12 protein-coding genes are annotated in these 15795 nt (G+C 73.8%); 1 reads left to right on the top strand and 11 read right to left on the bottom strand.

Annotation, left to right across the window (positions count from 1 at the left end):
• Complete coding sequence (locus IE274_RS00720; RefSeq protein WP_190113558.1) at positions 1 to 1731, bottom strand: serine/threonine-protein kinase; 1731 nt, start codon at positions 1729 to 1731, stop codon at positions 1 to 3.
• A 304-nt stretch (positions 1732 to 2035) separates the two neighbouring features.
• On the opposite strand from IE274_RS00720, the gene IE274_RS00715 reads away from it, so the two are divergent.
• On the top strand, positions 2036 to 2914 hold the full coding sequence (locus IE274_RS00715; protein WP_190113557.1) for an ATP-grasp domain-containing protein: 879 nt from the start codon (positions 2036 to 2038) through the stop codon (positions 2912 to 2914).
• 68 nt (positions 2915 to 2982) lie between these two features.
• Here the strand turns inward: IE274_RS00715 and IE274_RS00710 are convergent, their stop codons facing one another.
• From IE274_RS00710 to pgfA, 10 genes are all read right to left on the bottom strand, one after another.
• Positions 2983 to 3609: a hypothetical protein gene (locus IE274_RS00710; protein WP_190113556.1), complete on the bottom strand. Its 627-nt coding sequence runs from the start codon at positions 3607 to 3609 to the stop codon at positions 2983 to 2985.
• On the bottom strand, positions 3590 to 4414 hold the full coding sequence (locus tag IE274_RS00705; protein ID WP_190113555.1) for an FkbM family methyltransferase: 825 nt from the start codon (positions 4412 to 4414) through the stop codon (positions 3590 to 3592). The genes IE274_RS00710 and IE274_RS00705 overlap by 20 nt, the downstream gene beginning before the upstream one ends.
• Positions 4411 to 4668 carry a Trm112 family protein gene (locus IE274_RS00700; protein WP_190113554.1) on the bottom strand — a complete coding sequence of 86 codons (258 nt, stop codon included), beginning with the start codon at positions 4666 to 4668 and terminating at the stop codon, positions 4411 to 4413. Before IE274_RS00700 ends, IE274_RS00705 begins: the two co-directional genes overlap by 4 nt.
• Entirely contained in the window at positions 4668 to 5594 is a 927-nt protein-coding gene (locus IE274_RS00695; protein ID WP_190114061.1) for a DMT family protein, read from the bottom strand. The genes IE274_RS00700 and IE274_RS00695 overlap by 1 nt, the downstream gene beginning before the upstream one ends.
• Positions 5595 to 5608: 14 nt before the next feature.
• Positions 5609 to 6367 (bottom strand): class I SAM-dependent methyltransferase, encoded by a 759-nt coding sequence (locus IE274_RS00690; protein WP_190113553.1) that lies wholly within the window; start codon positions 6365 to 6367, stop codon positions 5609 to 5611.
• Positions 6364 to 7803 carry a condensation protein gene (locus IE274_RS00685; RefSeq protein WP_190113552.1) on the bottom strand — a complete coding sequence of 480 codons (1440 nt, stop codon included), beginning with the start codon at positions 7801 to 7803 and terminating at the stop codon, positions 6364 to 6366. Before IE274_RS00685 ends, IE274_RS00690 begins: the two co-directional genes overlap by 4 nt.
• Positions 7800 to 12476 carry a DUF3367 domain-containing protein gene (locus IE274_RS00680; RefSeq protein ID WP_190113551.1) on the bottom strand — a complete coding sequence of 1559 codons (4677 nt, stop codon included), beginning with the start codon at positions 12474 to 12476 and terminating at the stop codon, positions 7800 to 7802. Before IE274_RS00680 ends, IE274_RS00685 begins: the two co-directional genes overlap by 4 nt.
• Positions 12473 to 13192, bottom strand: a complete 720-nt coding sequence (locus tag IE274_RS00675) for a class I SAM-dependent methyltransferase (protein ID WP_190113550.1) — start codon at positions 13190 to 13192, stop codon at positions 12473 to 12475. Before IE274_RS00675 ends, IE274_RS00680 begins: the two co-directional genes overlap by 4 nt.
• The gene (locus IE274_RS00670; protein WP_190113549.1) at positions 13189 to 14361 is read right to left on the bottom strand and encodes a glycosyltransferase family 4 protein; all 1173 of its coding nucleotides are present in this window, start codon (positions 14359 to 14361) and stop codon (positions 13189 to 13191) included. The genes IE274_RS00675 and IE274_RS00670 overlap by 4 nt, the downstream gene beginning before the upstream one ends.
• A 319-nt stretch (positions 14362 to 14680) precedes the next feature.
• Positions 14681 to 15712, bottom strand: coding sequence for a cell envelope lipid trafficking protein PgfA (gene pgfA / locus IE274_RS00665; protein WP_190113548.1), 1032 nt, complete (start codon positions 15710 to 15712; stop codon positions 14681 to 14683).
• Positions 15713 to 15795 lie beyond the last annotated feature (83 nt).

The following is a 15795-nucleotide window of genomic DNA, read 5'->3' as shown; positions in this document are numbered from 1 at the left end:
CTAGTGGGCCGGTGTGAAGGACGCCAGTGCCTGGTCGAAGTACTGCTTGCCCAGCGCCCGGTTCGCCGCGGGCGAAGAGACCCACACGTCGTGCATCCTGCCGTTCTCGTTCCAGCTCAGGTCGTACGTGACGCGGGGACCCCCGTCGTCGTCGGCGCCGTTCCAGGTGAAGGTCCACAGGGCCGCGGGGCTGCCGTTGTGGGTGGTGCGGGTGACGGAGCCGCCGCGGTAGCCGGGGTAGCGCGCGGGGCCTTCCCGGTGGGCCTTGTGCATCACCGCCAAGGGGCCGGCGGGGGTCTTCGGCTGGGGGTGGACGCCGATGCGGAACCTCTTCGCGGCGGAGTAGTAGTAGACGCGGGGCGGTTCCGAGGAGCGGGTGAAGCCGTCGGGGACGGTGAGGGTGAAGCCCGCGGGGTCGGGGACCGTGCGGTAGCCCGCGGGGGCGTTGTCCTTGGCCGCGTCGGGGGACTTGGGGGACTTGGGCGGAGGTGACTTCGCGTCGGCGTCGTCGCCGTGTCCGCCGTCGGCGTCCGCCGACTCGCCGGAGCCGGGCGGGGGGTTCTTGCCGGACGGCTTCAGGGTCTTCTCGTCGGCGGCCTCTGCTGTCCGCCTGCCGTGTCCGTCCCCGTCGTTGCCGTTCGACGTGAGGAGCCAGGCCGCGGTGGCTATGCCGCCGGTGGCCAGGACGGCGGCCGCGGTGCCGAGGGCGACGGCGGTGCGTGAGCGGCGGGTCGGCGCGGTGGGCGTATCGGGTTTGGTGACCGGGACCGGGGTGCGGGGAACAGGGTGCCCGGCGACGCGGGGTCCGCCCGCGCCCGCCCGTTCCGCCCTCTGGGCGGACCAGTCGCCCCCGGGCTGGGGGGCAAGTGGGGTGCCCTCGGCGGAGGTTGGCTCGGGCGTGGGCGTTGCCGACTCGTTCAGGGCCGTCCGGAGGGACTGTTCCGCTGTGGTGGTGGTGAGGCGGTGTTCCGGGTCGCGGTCGAGGAGGCCGCGGGCGGTGGGGAGGAGGGGGCCCAGGGCCTCGGGGAGGGTGATGTCGTCCAGGACCACCGCGTGGAGCACTTCGGCCACCGAGTCGCGGTGGAAGGGGGACTCGCCTGCCACGGCTGCGCACAGGAGGGCGCCCAGGGACCACAGGTCGGACGGAGGGCCGGAGCGTTGGCCGGACATGCGTTCCGGGGCGGTGTACTCGGGGGAGCCCACGAACGCCCCGGTCTGCGTCAGCCTGGTCTGGCCCGCGACCTGGGCGATGCCGAAGTCGGACAGGACGACGCGGCCGGTCTCCGCCTCCAGGAGCACGTTCGCGGGCTTCAGGTCGCGGTGCAGCACCCCCGCCGTGTGCGCGGCCCGCAGCGCGGCGAGGAGCGCGAGGCCGATCCGGCCCGCCGCCGCGGGCGGCAGCGGCCCCTCGACCGCGATCCGGTCGGCGAGCGACCAGCCGTCGACCAGCTCCATCACCAGCCAGGGCCGCTCCTCGTACCGCACCACGTCGTGCAGCACGAGGATGCCCGGGTGCTTCACCTGCGCCACCGACCGGGCCTCGTGCAGCGTCCGCTCCTGCTGGCGCTGCGCGTCCTCGGGCGTCAGCGCGTCGTCGACGTGCAGTTCCTTGACCGCGACGGCCCGCCCGAGGAGTTCGTCCCGGGCGCGCCACACGGTGCCCATGCCGCCGCGGCCGAGCCGCGCCTCGATGCGGTAGCGGCCGGCGACCAGTTCCCCCGTGCTTGCCATGGGCGCATCATACGAACTCCTTGCGCCTGCCCCGTGGTTGGGCCGCCGGGGACGGCCGGGATCCGACGGAACCGGGGGGAGTGTGAGGGGAGTGTGGACGGCGCGCGACCGGGGTGTGGTTGCCTCCGCACGCTCGTCACAGGGTGTGGGTCGCGTGGCTCGTGCACCCCGGCGAGACGTACGGCGCGGAGGCCGCTCAGAGCGTCTTTATTCTCTGAGGCGGGTGGCGCGCGGTTGTTAGCCTGCGGGGGCCCTGATCGCGTACGCGGCACGCGTACGAAGTGTGTACGACAAAGGAGTCCCCGTGGCAGGTCCCCGCATCGCGCTCGTCACCTGTCGCCCGCGGCCCGTGCACGACCGCGACCTGCCGGTCCTCGCGCGGGCCCTCGACGGGGCGGGGGCCGAGGCCCGGATCGTCGGATGGGACGACCCGGACGTCGACTGGGCCGGATTCGACCTCGTGGTGATCCGTTCCACCTGGGACTACAGCTGGCGCACCGACGAGTACGTGGCCTGGGCCGACCGGTGCGCCGCGCTCACGCGCCTCGCCAACCCCGCGGCCGTCGTGCGCTGGAACACCGACAAGCGGTACCTGGGCGAGCTGGCCGCCGCCGGTGTCCCCACCGTGCGGACCGTCTACCGTGCGCCCGGCGAACACGACGAACTGCCTCCCGCCGACCGGGAGTTCGTCGTCAAGCCCACCTCCGGGGCCGGTGCGCGGTACGCCGCCAGGTACGGCGCGGACGAGCGGGACGCCGCCCGCGCGCACATCGCCCGCCTGCACGAGGAGGGCTTCACCGCCATGGTGCAGCCCTATATGCGGCGCATCGACGTCACCGGCGAGCGCGCGCTCGTCTTCGTCGGCGGGGAGTTCCTGCACGCCATTCAGAAGGGCGCGGTGCTGGCGCCCGGCACCGCGTACGACGCCGACAAGGTGCCCCACCCCGACCTGCGGCCCTGGCGGCCCACCGCCGCCGAACTCGACGTCGCCGAGCGGGCGTTGGCGGCGATACCCGGCTCGCCCGAGCTGCTGTACGCACGCGTGGACCTGGTGGACGGGGACGATCCGGACGACGGTCCGCACGTCATGGAGCTCGAACTCGTCGAGCCCAATCTCTTCCTCGGCGTGCACCCGGACTCGCTGCCCCGGGTCACGGAACTGATCGTCAAGGCGGCCCAGTAAGGCAGTCGGCCAGTCGGCCAGTCGGCCAGTCGGCCAGTGGCCCAGGGAGCGGGCGGCCGGGCCCCGCCTCACCCGTCCGGGAACGACACCCGCTGCAACAGCCCCCATGTGAACTCCGCGACACAGCGCCGCCGCTCGCCCGTCGCCGCCTCCGGCGCACAGAACGCGAGCCGCCACCGCGTCGGCGCCGTCCCCTCCATCGGCCGCGCGGGCGCGAACGCGCGGGCGGCCTCGTCCACCGTGCACGACCAGGGCGTGAGGTCGGCGACGGTGCGCAGGGCGGGCCCGGGAGCGCCGGGGGCGCGGATCAGCCACTCGTTCCACACCGCCGCGTTCGGCCCGAGCAGCACCTCGAAGCGCAGGTCGGGCCAGAGCGGCACCGGCCACAGCAGTGCCTCGCACTCCAGGTCGCCGATCTTCCGGGGGGCGGTCGTCTCGGGGGCGCCGAGGACGGAGCGATACCGGGAGACCGCCGCGCGCCCCTTGCGCGCGTGCAGCATCGCCTGCCAGCGGCGGTTGGCCTCGCGCATGTCGGCGATGGACACCCCGAGCTCGTGCCGGGCGTCCTCGACGAGGTCCGGATTGTGGTCGGCCATGCGGCGCAGCAGCACCAGCTGGAAGTCGAGCGGCGTGAACGGGCCGGGCGGACGGGAGGGCCCGGGCCCGGCGGCGGAGCTAGCGCACATGCACCCCATGGTCCCGCACGGCCCGCCCGCCCGGACGCCGCCCGTCCGGCAGGAAGAGCACCGAGTTCACGTACCGCGGCCGCCGCGGCGTCAGCGCGCGCCGCAGCAGTCCCTGCGCCACGACGTACGAGGTGGCGCGCTGGTGCGCCTCCAGGTCGAAGGCGTCCAGGGGCAGCCAGATGTCGTCGGGCAGGACCCAGCCGCGGTAGCCGTGGGTGTGGGTGAGGTGGTCGACGACCGGGGCGATCGGCTGGATGCGGGCCTCCAGCTCGACGAAGAGCGCCGGGCGGTCCCGGTCCAGGAGTGCGCGGGCGCCGCGCAGGACGGGCAGTTCGTGGCCGTCCACGTCGATCTTGATGAAGTGCACGTCGTGCAGGCCGAGCCCGTCGAGCGCCACGCACGGCACGTCGAGCGCGGTGCCGTGCACGCCGTCCCTGCGGACCAGCGAGGACACCCCCCGGTCGCCCCGGTCGTCGTGCGGCAGCCACAGCCGGGCGGTGCCGGGCTCCGCGCCCGCCGCCGCCTGGATCACCCGGACGTTGCCGGGCGTGGCCGCCGTGAGCAGCCGCGCCAGATGCGGTACCGGCTCGACGGTCACCACGCGCCGGGCCCGCCGGGCGAGCCGCCGCGACCAGGGCCCGTACCAGCCGCCGACGTCCACGGCCGTGCCGCAGTCGGGCGGGCACAGCTCGCCGAGGCGGGCCAGCTCGGGCTCGAAGCGCGGATAGACGAGCCGGGCCAGGGCGGCCACCGCGCGAGTGGGGAGCCGGGGCGCGACGCGGGCGGCGAGGGTCTTGCGGGCGGCGGGCGTCACGGCGAGATCAGCTTGAGGAGCCGCTCGTGCTCGTCCTCCGAGACCTGTTCACCGGAGGACGGCAGGAGCTGCGGGATGCCGTCCACGATCGGGTAGCGGCGGTGCAGGCGCGGGTTGTAGAGGGCCTGTTCGGGCAGTGGCGCCGGGTCCGGGGGCGGGTCGGCAGGGAGGGCGCTCTCCGGGGAGAGCAGGATCAGCGGGCCCTTGTCGAGGGGGCAGGCGAGGATCTTCAGCAGCGGGTCGTCGGGGTTCATCAGGGCGTCAACTCCTTGGGTGGCAGGTCGGTTCTGACGGGTGCCGCGGGTGCGGGGTCGTCGTGCTTGGGCATGACCAGGAGCACCGCCACCGCGAGCACCGTCCCCGCGACCCGCAGCGTCAGCCGCACCGGGTCGTGGGGCAGTGCCTCGCCGAACGCGAGCGTCCCGAGCACGGCGGTGAACAGCGACGTCACCGTCGTACACACCGGAACGATCAGTGAGGCCCGGCACCGCTGGAGCGCCGCCTGCGACATGATCAGGCCGAACGCGCCGGTGAAGAGCAGGAGATAGGGGTACGGGGAGCGCAGCAGGTCGACCAGGGCGCCGCCGAGGCCGCCGTGCCCGTCCGTGGGCAGATGGCTGGACACGCCCTTGATGGCCAGCGAGCTGACGCCGTACAGCAGGCCGACGGCGACGCCGTACTCCACGCCCGTCGTCGGCTGGCGGTGCTTGCTGCGGGTGCGGCGCTCGGCCGAGGCGTACAGCCACAGGCCCGCCGCGAGCGACGGCAGGCAGACCGTGAGGACGAGCGGCGCGGGCGCGTCGCGGCCGACCGTGTCCGTGCCCTCCTTCAGGGAGAGCACGACCATCAGGAGCGCGGCGAGGATCGCGCCGACCGCGTACCGCTCGCGCCCCGAGGTGCGCTCGCCGAGCAGCTTCGCCGACAGGAGCAGGAGCAGCACGAGCCCGGAGACGAAGATGCCCTGGGCCGCCGCGATCGGCAGCGTCCGGTAGACGACGAGCTGCGCGCCGAAGCCCGCGGCCAGCGCCAGCGAACCGCCGATCCACAGCGGGCTGGAGATCACCTGGCGGAGCAGCCGGGCCGGGTTGCGGACGCTGACCGACGGCATCGAGGTCAGGGCCCGCTTCTCCAGGACGAAGCCGGTGCTGTAGAGCAGGTTCGCGAGCAGCGCCGCGGCCACACCCCACCACACGGCTACGCCTTTCGGGCGTGCAGGAGCAGGATGGAGGCGGCGCCCGGCACGGCGCAGGCGAGTCTGTCCAGGGCGCGCAGTGGCCGCGGCACACCGTGGAAGGGCGCGCCCGCGAGCCGTACGACGTCGAAGCCCGACGCGGCCACGAACTCCCGCAGCGCGCGGGCGGTGTAGAGCCGCAGGTGGCCCACGACCTCCCGCCCGGGGCGGCCGTGGATGCCGCGCAGGCTCACCTCGGAGAACACCGGCTGCACGCCCGCGAGCAGCAGCCCGCGGTTGTACCAGGCGGCGAGGTTGGGCGTGGACAGCATCAGATGGCCGCCGGGCCGCAGCACGCGGCGCAGCTCGTCGAGCGCGCTGTCGGGGTCCACGAGGTGCTCGATGACCTCGCTGAACAGCACCGCGTCCGCCGATCCGTCGGCGAACGGCAGGCCGCCGTCGGTGAGTTCACCGCGCACGACGTACGGCAGGTGGCCGCTGGCGCGGCGCAGCGCGTCCTGGGACCAGTCGACGCCGATGACGCGGTGCCCGGCGAGCAGCGGCGCGGCGACGCGGGCGGCGCTGCCGTCGCCGCAGCCGATGTCGAGGACGACTCCGGCACCGGCTGTCGCGGGGCCGAGGGCGGCGGCGAGCATCCGGGCCTGGCGCAGGCTGCGGGCGTCGCCCGAGGCCACGGGCACGTCCGGGTTCTCGTAGAAGTCCCGCAGTTCGTAAGGCCGTTCGGTCCCTTCCTGGTGCGGGGTGGCGCTGGTGGTCGTCATGAGCCGCCGTCCTCCGGGGTCGGGTGGAGGTCCTGCGTGGCACGGAGATAGTGCTCGAAGAGGTCGCGGAGGTGGGCGCCGTCGCCGTGGCTGAGCAGCGTCCGCGACCAGCGCAGGGCCAGGTGCAGCCGGCCCGCGGTGGACGCGGTCGTCACGGTCAGGCCGCGCGGCATGCGGGCGGGCGCGGAGAACCACACGGCGGTCGCCGCGCCGGCGTCCCCGAAGTCGAGGGCGTACGGCACCCGCCCGATGTTGCTGAGCAGGGTCGTCGACGTCCACGGCCCGGCGGCCCTGCGCAGGCCCCGGGTGACGGCGGCCCGCATCGTCACCGGCAGGACCGGCGCGGTGAGCAGGGCGGCGCCGTGGCCGAGCTGCGGCCGGGACAGGGCCTTGAGGGCGCGGGTGCGGTCGGAGGTGCGGCGCAGCAGGGCATGGATCCGCTCGGGTCCCAGCTCGTCGGGGCCCAGCCGCCCGCCACCGTCCTCGGGCGCCAACTCGCCCGCGCCGAACGGCACTTCGACGAGCCGCGTGCCGTTGCCGATGGGCATCGTCATGTCGCGCGGCCGGTCGTCCACGGGCATCGTGATGCGCAACGGCCGTGGCTTCGCGCCGTGTTCGTGGTTCCAGTGCGCGATCATCAGCGCGGTCGCGACCATCAGCTGGTCGTTGACGGTGTACGGCGCGCCCTTGGGGCGGCGCGGCACGGGCAGCTCGGCGACGAGCATGCCGTTGCCGGACAGACCGGTGCCGGGCACCGGCGCGGCCCCGCCCGGCCGGGCCGCCGGGGGCCGCTCGGGCGCGCCGTGGGCGACGCGCGCGGGCGGGGCCCACGGGGAGGGCAGCCCCGAGGGGCCTTGCGCGGGCGTCCCGGACGCGTCGGCGGCCACGGGGGTACGGGTCGGGGGCGCGGCGGGCGCGTTGTCCCGGCCGCCGTACAGCTCGGCGGCGGTGGCCAGCACCCGCAGACAGGCGGGGCCGTCGAGCGCGGTGTGGTTGATGGTCAGGAACAGCACGCTGGAGGCCGCGTCCGCGTCGGCGACGACCTCAAGCCGGATCGGCGGGGACGCGTGCAGCGGCGGCGCGTCGCACAGGGCGCGCTCACGGGCCCGCTTCAGGGCGTCGGGGACCGGCGCCGGGAACGTGACCACCTCCACGTCCGGCCCGTCGGTGAGCTCCCACTCGTAGCGGCGCCGGTACCAAGGGCCGCGCGCCTCCCGCACCAGGATGCGCGGGTGGCGCCGCAGCGCCTCGCCGAACGCCGCTTTCAGCCGCTCGGCGTCCGGCGTGCCCGGCAGGTGCACCTCGATGTGGACGGTCTCCGGCTCCTCCTCCTGCAGGCAGTGCCGGGCGACCTCGTCGACGACGGGGAACGGCACCCGGCGCGGCGGACGGCCGGGGCCGTCCGCACGCCGGGCCGGGTGTTCCAGGGCGGTCATGGTGCGTTGTCCTCTCCCGGGCGCGGGTCCTCTCCGGAGCGGGTACCCCGGCCGGGGGTGCCCTCGTCCGTCGGGGTGTCCTCGTCCGGACGGGTGTCGTCCACGGGCTCGGGCGCGTCCTTGCGGAACGGGTCCGGGCCGCGGGCCGAGAGGGTCGGTCCGGCCGCGTACGGCGGGACGTCCGGGGACGCGCCGGGTTCTGCCGGCGATCCGACGCCGGGCGCGGAGGCCTCGGTCGCGCCGTCCCCGCCGTCGGGGCCGTCCCCGCGCCTGCGGTGCGGCAGCGGTGGCGCCGTCGGCGAACCCAGGTCCCGGTCGGGCCCCAGCGGCATGGTCACCGCGTCGGGGTCGCCCTGCGGCCGGGGCGGCGCGGGGGTGGCTCCGCCCGCGGCACCGAACCCTGCCGGGGCACCCGGGCCCGCGGGGCTGCCGAAGCCCCCGGGGCCTGCCGGACCGCCGGACCCCGCCGGACCCCCCGGGCGCACTGGACTGCCCACACCCCCGGCACCCCCCGGACCCGCGACGCCCACCACGGCACCCGGCGCCTCGGCCCGCTCCCGCACACTCACCAACGCCGCGAACAGCGCGATGAACGCCAGGACTTGAGCCGTGTGCCCGAAGGCGCCCTCGTCCGCCGCGGCGGCCTCGCCCGCACCGGTCGCCGCGGCGACACCGGCCCCGGCCATCGCCAGGAACGCGAGCGGCACGAGCAGCGTGTGCTTGCGCCAGGCGATCACCGCGAGCACGGGCACGAGCACGGCGAACCAGCCCGCGACGACCACGGCCACCAGCGTCAGCGCGACCGTGCCGAGCACCGGACCGGGCCCGGGCGGTGTCACGCCGGGGCCGTCCGGGTTCGGCTCGCGGCGCCGCACGAACACCAGCGCCACCAGGGCGAGGACGCCCACGCCGCCGCCGATGAGCCCGGCCTCGTACGCCGTGGACGGCTCGTAGGTGAGCTTGACCGTGCCGCCCTCGCCGGCCGGGACCAGCCAGCCCTGCTGCCAGCCGTCGAGCCGCACCGAGCGCAGCTCCTTGCCGTTCAGGGTGGCCTTCCAGCCGTCGTTGACGTTCTCGTAGGTCGACAGGTACTGGGCGGCGCCGTCGCCGACGGCCACCTCGCGGCGGTCGCCGAGCCAGTCCTTGATCTTCAGTTCGCGGGCCTTGGTGACGAGGGTGCCCGGGGTGCCGCGGGTGAGGGACACATCGGTGACGGCGAGCGGGCCCCCGTCACCGGCCTCCACGCGGTGCTGTCCGGCGGCGAGGTCCACCGACGACTTCTTCTTGTTGTCGTCGCACAGCGTCAGGTCGACGGGCCGCCGGTCCACCAGGTCCCGCACGGTGCCCTTGGCGCTCGTCGCGTACAGCTTGCCGTCGACGGAGACCGCCGGGCCCGCGCCGCACGCGAGCGCGAAGGTGCGATCCGGGTCGGGCTGCTTGGTGCGGAACTTGTCGAGCGCCGGGATGTAGGCCTCGGTGAGGCCGACGGGCAGCTGCAGCTTCTCGTCCGCCACCGGGTTGTGCAGGGTGAGCGGCGCCGTCTTCGTGATGGTGATGTCGAGGCGGTCGGTGGTGATCGGTGCGAAGCGGGCGTTGCCGTTCTCGTCGACACCGGCGGTCGCCGCACCGTCCGGAGAGCTGATCTCGATCTTCTCCGGCCGGGTGGACAGTCCGCCCGCGGGCGGCAGGACGATCTCGCCGACGGGCACCTTGCCGGGCCACCGCAGATGGATGACCGGCCGGTCACCGGCGATCCACGCGGTCGTCAGGTCGCCGTCGGTCAGGTTGCGGGGCGAGAGCCCGCCGCCGAGGTCGGACGTCGAGTCGGCGCTGGCGATGATCTGCTCGCGCTGGTCCGGCGCCACCTTGTAGAGGAGGTCGTCGAGTTCCGAGCCGGGGACGGCGACCGCGCTCGCCTTGACCTGGTAGCTGCCGTCGGCGGTGGTGGTGAAGCGGCGGTGCAGCCCGGCCTCGGAGGTCACCGGCGACAGACCGGACTGGTCGGCCGAGCGGTGCATGGAGTACGTCGTGGCGTCGGCGTCCTCGCCGTCGGTGCCCGCGGTGTCGGCGGGCATCCGCAGGAGCTTGGTGATCTGCACCTTGGGGATGCTGATCTCCGCGAACCCGGCGCCGGTCAGGCCCTTGTGGGCGACCTGCGCGTCGAGGATGGTCAGCTTCAGCCACGCGGAGTCGCCCGGCTCGGCCTTGACGCGCTGCGTCTGGCCGTTGGGCCGCAGGTACGAGACCTTCTTGCCCTGCTCGGTCTCCACCAGCACCTTCGTCGGCGCGGACCGCACGCCCTGCTGCGGCAGCGGCGTCACCTTGAACGACGACGGGATGGCGGTCTTCTTGGTGAACTCCGCCTTGATCCACTCGTCGTCCGGGCTGCCCGGGTTGCCTTCCGTCCAGGCGGTGTCGGGGTTGCCGTCGAAGGCGTTCACCGGGTCGAACTGCGGCAGGTGGAACAGCCAGTTGCCGTAGGACGAGGCCGTCACGGACTTGGCGCCGCGCAGCTCCGCCACGGTCTGGTGCTTGACGCCCTTGGTCGGCAGGATCTGCCGGGGCTTCGCGCCGCCGTCCTGGAGCGCGTCCGGCGCGTTCTTCTCGTCCTTGGTGTACGGGTACGACGTGTTGGTGTTGACCAGGCCGAAGCGCGTGTCGGTGCGGCGCAGCCCGTCACCGACCGCCTGCAGGGCGGGCGGCGAGCCGAGGCCCGGGTGGTTGTCGCCGGTCAGGACGGCCGGGCGGTCCTTCATGTCCGGGTCGGCGGACAGCGGGAGCAGCGCCTCGGGGCCGCCGCTGACGACGGCCGTGTTGGCCACCGGCTTCAGGCCCGCCTGGCCGGGGCGCTGGGCGCCCTCGCCGGGCGCGTAGATCTCGACCGCGCGCTGGCGCGGGTACAGGCCCTCGACCTGCACGGGCGTGTCGTCGGCGATCCGCCCGCCGGTCTCGGTCGGCCCGAACCCGGTGACCCGCTTGAACCCGGACTGCTCCAGGGTGCGCTTGACGGTCGCCGTCGGGACGTAGCCGATCTGGTCGGGGTCGAGGTCGTTGCGTACGACGACGTAGTAGAGCCCCGCGCGCGTCAAGTAGTCGCGCAGGCCCGGGACTTGGCCGCCGGTCATCAGGGCCTGCTCGACGGCGTCCATGGCGCGCCGGTTGCCCTTGGCGCCGAACGGCACGTAGTCGCGCTGGGCCCAGCGGGAGTCGGCGAGCACGTCGAGCGGCTGGTCGATGGGGGAGCCCCAGGTGTAGATGCCGTGCGCGGTCGCGGGCACGACCAGGGCGCGCGAGTCCGGGGAGTACTTGTCCAGCCAGTCGGCCGTCGTGTCCCAGTAGTTCGGCAGCTTCTGGAACGAACCCGGCTGCAGGATCGAGCCGTTGAGGTACGGCCAGGCGAGCCCGGGAATCACCAGCACCGCGGCCACGAGCGGCGCGTACCGCCGCCCCCGCACCGGCCGCGCCCCGCGCGCCTGCGCCGCCACGCCCACCAGATGCGCGAGGCCGAAGGCCAGGGCGAGCGCGAGCCCGGTCTGGAACTTGTAGATGTTGCGGAACGGTACGAGCCCGCCGTCCAGCCAGTCCTGCACGGTGCCGTGGAAGGGCGCGCCGAACACGCCGCCGTACCCGGCGAGGGTGACGAGCGCGACCGAGAGCACGGTGAGCACCAGCCAGCGCCGCTCCGGCAGGTCGCGCCGGGCCAGCCCGGCGAGGCCGAGGGCCGCGGCGAACGCCGAGCAGACGACGGCGATCACGGACGTCGCGACGGTCCACCCGGCGGGCAGCCAGGCCTCGCCGAAGTGGAGGTACGCCACCCAGTTCCCGGCGCCGCGCAGCGTCTCGGTGGCCGACATGGTGCCGGTCGTGGTCGCCGAGTTCTCCACGTACGGCAGGAAGTTCTCGCCGTAGAAGCCGAGCAGGAGCAGCGGCACCACCCACCAGGCGGTGGCCAGGATGACGCCGGGCACCCACCAGGTGATGAGTTTGCGCTTGCGCGGCCCGTTCGGCCGCGACAGCAGATACAGGGCCACGGGCAGCAGCGAGGCCAGCGTCGACGCCGCGTTCACGCCGCCCATGAAGGGGATGAAGAGCGCCGAGCGGAACGCCGCGATCCGCGCGGTCACGCGGTCGTTGGTCAGCGGGATCAGCACCCACGGCAGGAACGCCCCGGGCAGTGCCGCCGCCGACGTCGACCCGACCACGACGGTGAACGTCGGCCACAGCGCGTACACGACCGCACCCAGCAGCCGCGAGCCGCTGCTGCCGATGTTCAGCCGCTCCGCGAGCCGCAGCGCGCCCCAGAAGGCGACCGCGACGATCACCGACATCCAGAGCCGCTCGGCCAGCCACACCGGCAGCTGCAGGAGGTCGGCCAGGGCGTAGAACGGCAGCATCGGGAAGGCGTAGCCGATGTACTGGTCCTGGATGCCGCCGAAGCCGCCCCGGTCGTGCCAGAGCTGGCCGAGGTCGGACAGGAACTGCCAGGGGTCGACGGCGACACCGAGCTTGGTGTCGAACGTCATCCGCCCCGGTTTCACGGCGAGGAAGCACACGAACACCACAGCCCAGAACCCGGCGAGCCAGCGCCGTGAGCGCGGGCCGCGCCCGGGTTCGGGCGCGGGCGCCGTCGGCTTCAGGGCCGCCGGGGGTGGGGACTGGACCGTGGTGGTCATGGACACCGCCTGAGGATGAGGAGGAGGTTCCAGGTGGCGACTTCGCGCACGCCCGGGACCTTCGCGACCGTTTCGGCCCAGAACGGCCAGTAGCGGGAGCGGGCCGAGACGACGGCGACGTCGTCGCGGGCCCGCACCTGTCTGAGCGTGGGTCCGACGTGGTGGGCGAAGAGGTTCTCGCCGAGCTTGTGCTTGGCGGGTTTTCCGGTGCGGCGCTCGTAGCGGGCGCGGGCCCGCTCGGCGCCGAAGTAGTGCAGGGGCGCCCACTCGTGGCCGCCCCAGGGGGAGTACCAGTTGGTGAACGCCACGTAGATGAGACCGCCGGGCCGGGTGACCCGGACCATCTCGCTGAGGAAGGTGCCCGGGTCGTCGACGTGCTCCAGGACGTTCGAGGAGAACGTGACGTCGGCGACGCCGTCGGCGAGCGGCAGCAGATAGCCGTCGGCCACCACGGAGCCCTCGGGCGGCTTCGCGCCGAGTTCGTGCGGGTCGGGCTCGAAGAGGTAGGCCTGCGCGCCGCGCCTGCGGAACTCCTCGGTGAAGTAGCCGCCGCCGCCGCCCACGTCGACGACCACCCGGTCCTTGACCGGAAGGTGCCGCTCGACCTGGTCGGCGGCGTCCCGGGCGAGCAGCGCGTAGCACTTCTCCGGCTCCTGCTGCTCCCGCAGGAAGGCCCGGAACAGGGTCACGGAGCGGCGCAGCGACGGGTCCCTCACGCAGACCCCTTCACCGACGGCGGCTGGTGCGCGGCGACGGCCTCCGCGGCCACCGCACGGAACTGGCGCACCGTGTTCGACCAGCGGAAGTGCGCGGCGCGCTCCGCCGCGGCCTTGCCGAAGGACCGGCGCCGCTCGGCGCTGAGCGCGAGCGTGCACCAGGCCGCGGCGAACGCGCTCTCGCCGTGCGCGAGCAGCCCGGTCACCCCGTCCTCTATGGAGTCGCGTACGCCGGGTACGTCGAAGCCGATCGCGGGCGTCGCGCGCGCCGCGGCCTCGGTGACGACCAGGCCCCAGCCCTCGACGGCCGAGGGGTGCAGGAGCAGCCACGACTCGCACAGCAGCCGGTGCTTCTCGGCCTCCGAGACATGGCCGGTGAACTGCACGCCGGGGCCCGCGAGACGCTCCAGGCGCTGCCGCTCCGGGCCGTCGCCGACGATCACCAGACGGCCGCCGGTGACCGGGCGGACCCGCTCCCACAGCCGCAGCAGCAGATCGACGCGCTTGTACTCGACGAGCCGGCCCATGGCCAGGAACAGCGGTTCGTCCGAGCGCTCGTGCAGCGGCCCGGGCTCCGCCACGCCGTTGTGCACGACGCGGATGCGGTCGGGGTCGACGCCCAGGTCCTGCAGCGCCGTCGCGGTCGACGGCGACACGGCGACCAGCAGGTTGCCGCGCTGGGCGCCCGAGAGCGACCAGTGCTCCAGGCGCCGCCCGAGGCGCGCGGCCGGGGCGAGGGGGCCTTGGAAGCGCATCGCCCACAGCTCGGTGTGGACGTGGTTGACCAGGCAGAGGGTGGGGCCGCGGTGCCACAGCGGGGCGAGGTAGGGCATGCCGTTGCACACCTCGACCAGCAGGTCGGTGTCGCCGATCTGGCGCGTGAACGCCGACCGGGCGCGCAGGTAGTGGCCCAGGTCGCCGCCCGCCGACACCACGCGGTAGTCGCGGTAGGCGGCAGGTCCGCCGCACAGCAGCGTGACCTGGTGGCCCTGCGCGGTCAGCCCGTCGGCCAGTCGGTCGACGAGGAGTTCGGAGCCGCCTGCGGCCGGGTTTCCCAGGTCGCGGCGGGCGAGGAAGGCGATCCGGCGCGGCTGTGGGGGGAGCGCCGGAAGGGGCCACGCGGGCCGCGGTGCGACCTGGCGCAGCGACGACGGCACGTGCTGGGGCATGGGTGCTCCAACTCGTCTCGGGGTGCGGAACTGTGGGGGAGTTCGGGTGGATCCGGGGTGGGGCCCGGTCGTACGGGTGGCGCGAATGGATCCGGTGGAGCGGGTGGAGCGGAGGGTGCTGCCGGGACCGGGTCGGTCCCGGCGGTGCGGGGCGGGACTCCGGTGTTCGGAGGGACGGAACACCGGTGCGGATGCGCAGTCGATGTGCTGGGACTGTGCGGGGACTGTGTCTGGGTGGGATGGATAGTTTTCGCCGCACCTAACGGTGCGGCTACTCACCGGGGTGACAATTTCGGCCCTTCTTGACGCTGACGTCTCATCACATCGTGGTGGGTTGCAGGGAATTTGGGGACGTATCGGAATGTGGACCCATCGAATCCGGTCCTTCACCGTCCCTCCCCGAACCGTTCGCCCGCTTTTCCCGGCCACGCAGCACGAGCACCCCGCCCAGGATCGCGAGCACCCCGCCGAGGATCACGGACAGCAGCGGCAGCGTCTCGCCGACCAGCTTCAGCCGCGAGCTGTCGTCGTCCGCCAGGTCCACCTGGGCCTGCTGGGTCTTCTTGGTGAACCCGATCCGCTCGCTGTCGAGCAGCACGGTCACGTCCTTCTTGCCGCCGGGCGCGCGCAGCGTCTTGCGGGGGCCGATCGCCGCGTAGATGATCCGGCCCGTGCGCTGGTCGGCGACCAGTTCGATGCCGTGGTTGGCGTACCACTCCTCGGCCATGACCTGGCTGCGCCTGGGCTGGCCGACGAGGCGGCCGGGGACCTGGCGGGTGCCGGTCCTGGTGGCCTGCACGGTGCCGGTGAAGCGCAGTCCCTCGTAGCCCTGGATCTTCTTCTTGCCCTGGTAGGCCAGCGGCACGGTCGCGCCGAGGGTGCTGTCCCACCACTGGTAGGTGCGCTTTTGGACGTCGAAGGGGAACTTCAGGTACGCCTCCCCCTCGAAGTACGGCTTCTCGCCGCAGCAGTGCACCGGTGCGTTGGTCTTCCGGTCGGTCACCCAGCGCTCCAGGGTCCACTGGAGCGAATCGTGCGGATCGGCCGCGGGCAGCGACTTGTCGGGGTCGACGGACGTCGACACGTCCCAGATCGCCCGCCCCGACTTCTCGCTGTCGGCGACGTCGCCGCGCACCTGCCGGGTGATGGTCAGGTCCTGGTCGCGGACGGTTTTGATCTTCCCGGTGTCGAAATAGCTGCCGGTCCCCTTGAAGACCGTTATCTGATCGACATCAATGGGCGTGCGTTTGGCCCGTGGCTCGACGTACCAGGCCAGCATCGGGGCCAGGACGAGCAGAAAAGCGCCCAGGCCGAGCAGGACCAGGGACAAGGGCGAAGCTGTACGGCGCATCCGGCGCTCCTGCCGTGAGGGCGAACAGGGGTCGGTCGGTCAACTGTGCTGGATTACCGACGAGTTGTGGGACTGGTGCGGTG

Source organism: Streptomyces flavofungini (genome assembly GCF_014650815.1).
GTDB lineage: Bacteria > Actinomycetota > Actinomycetes > Streptomycetales > Streptomycetaceae > Streptomyces > Streptomyces flavofungini.
Note: the sequence above shows the minus strand (reverse complement) of the source record. Positions and strands in the feature narration are given on the sequence as shown.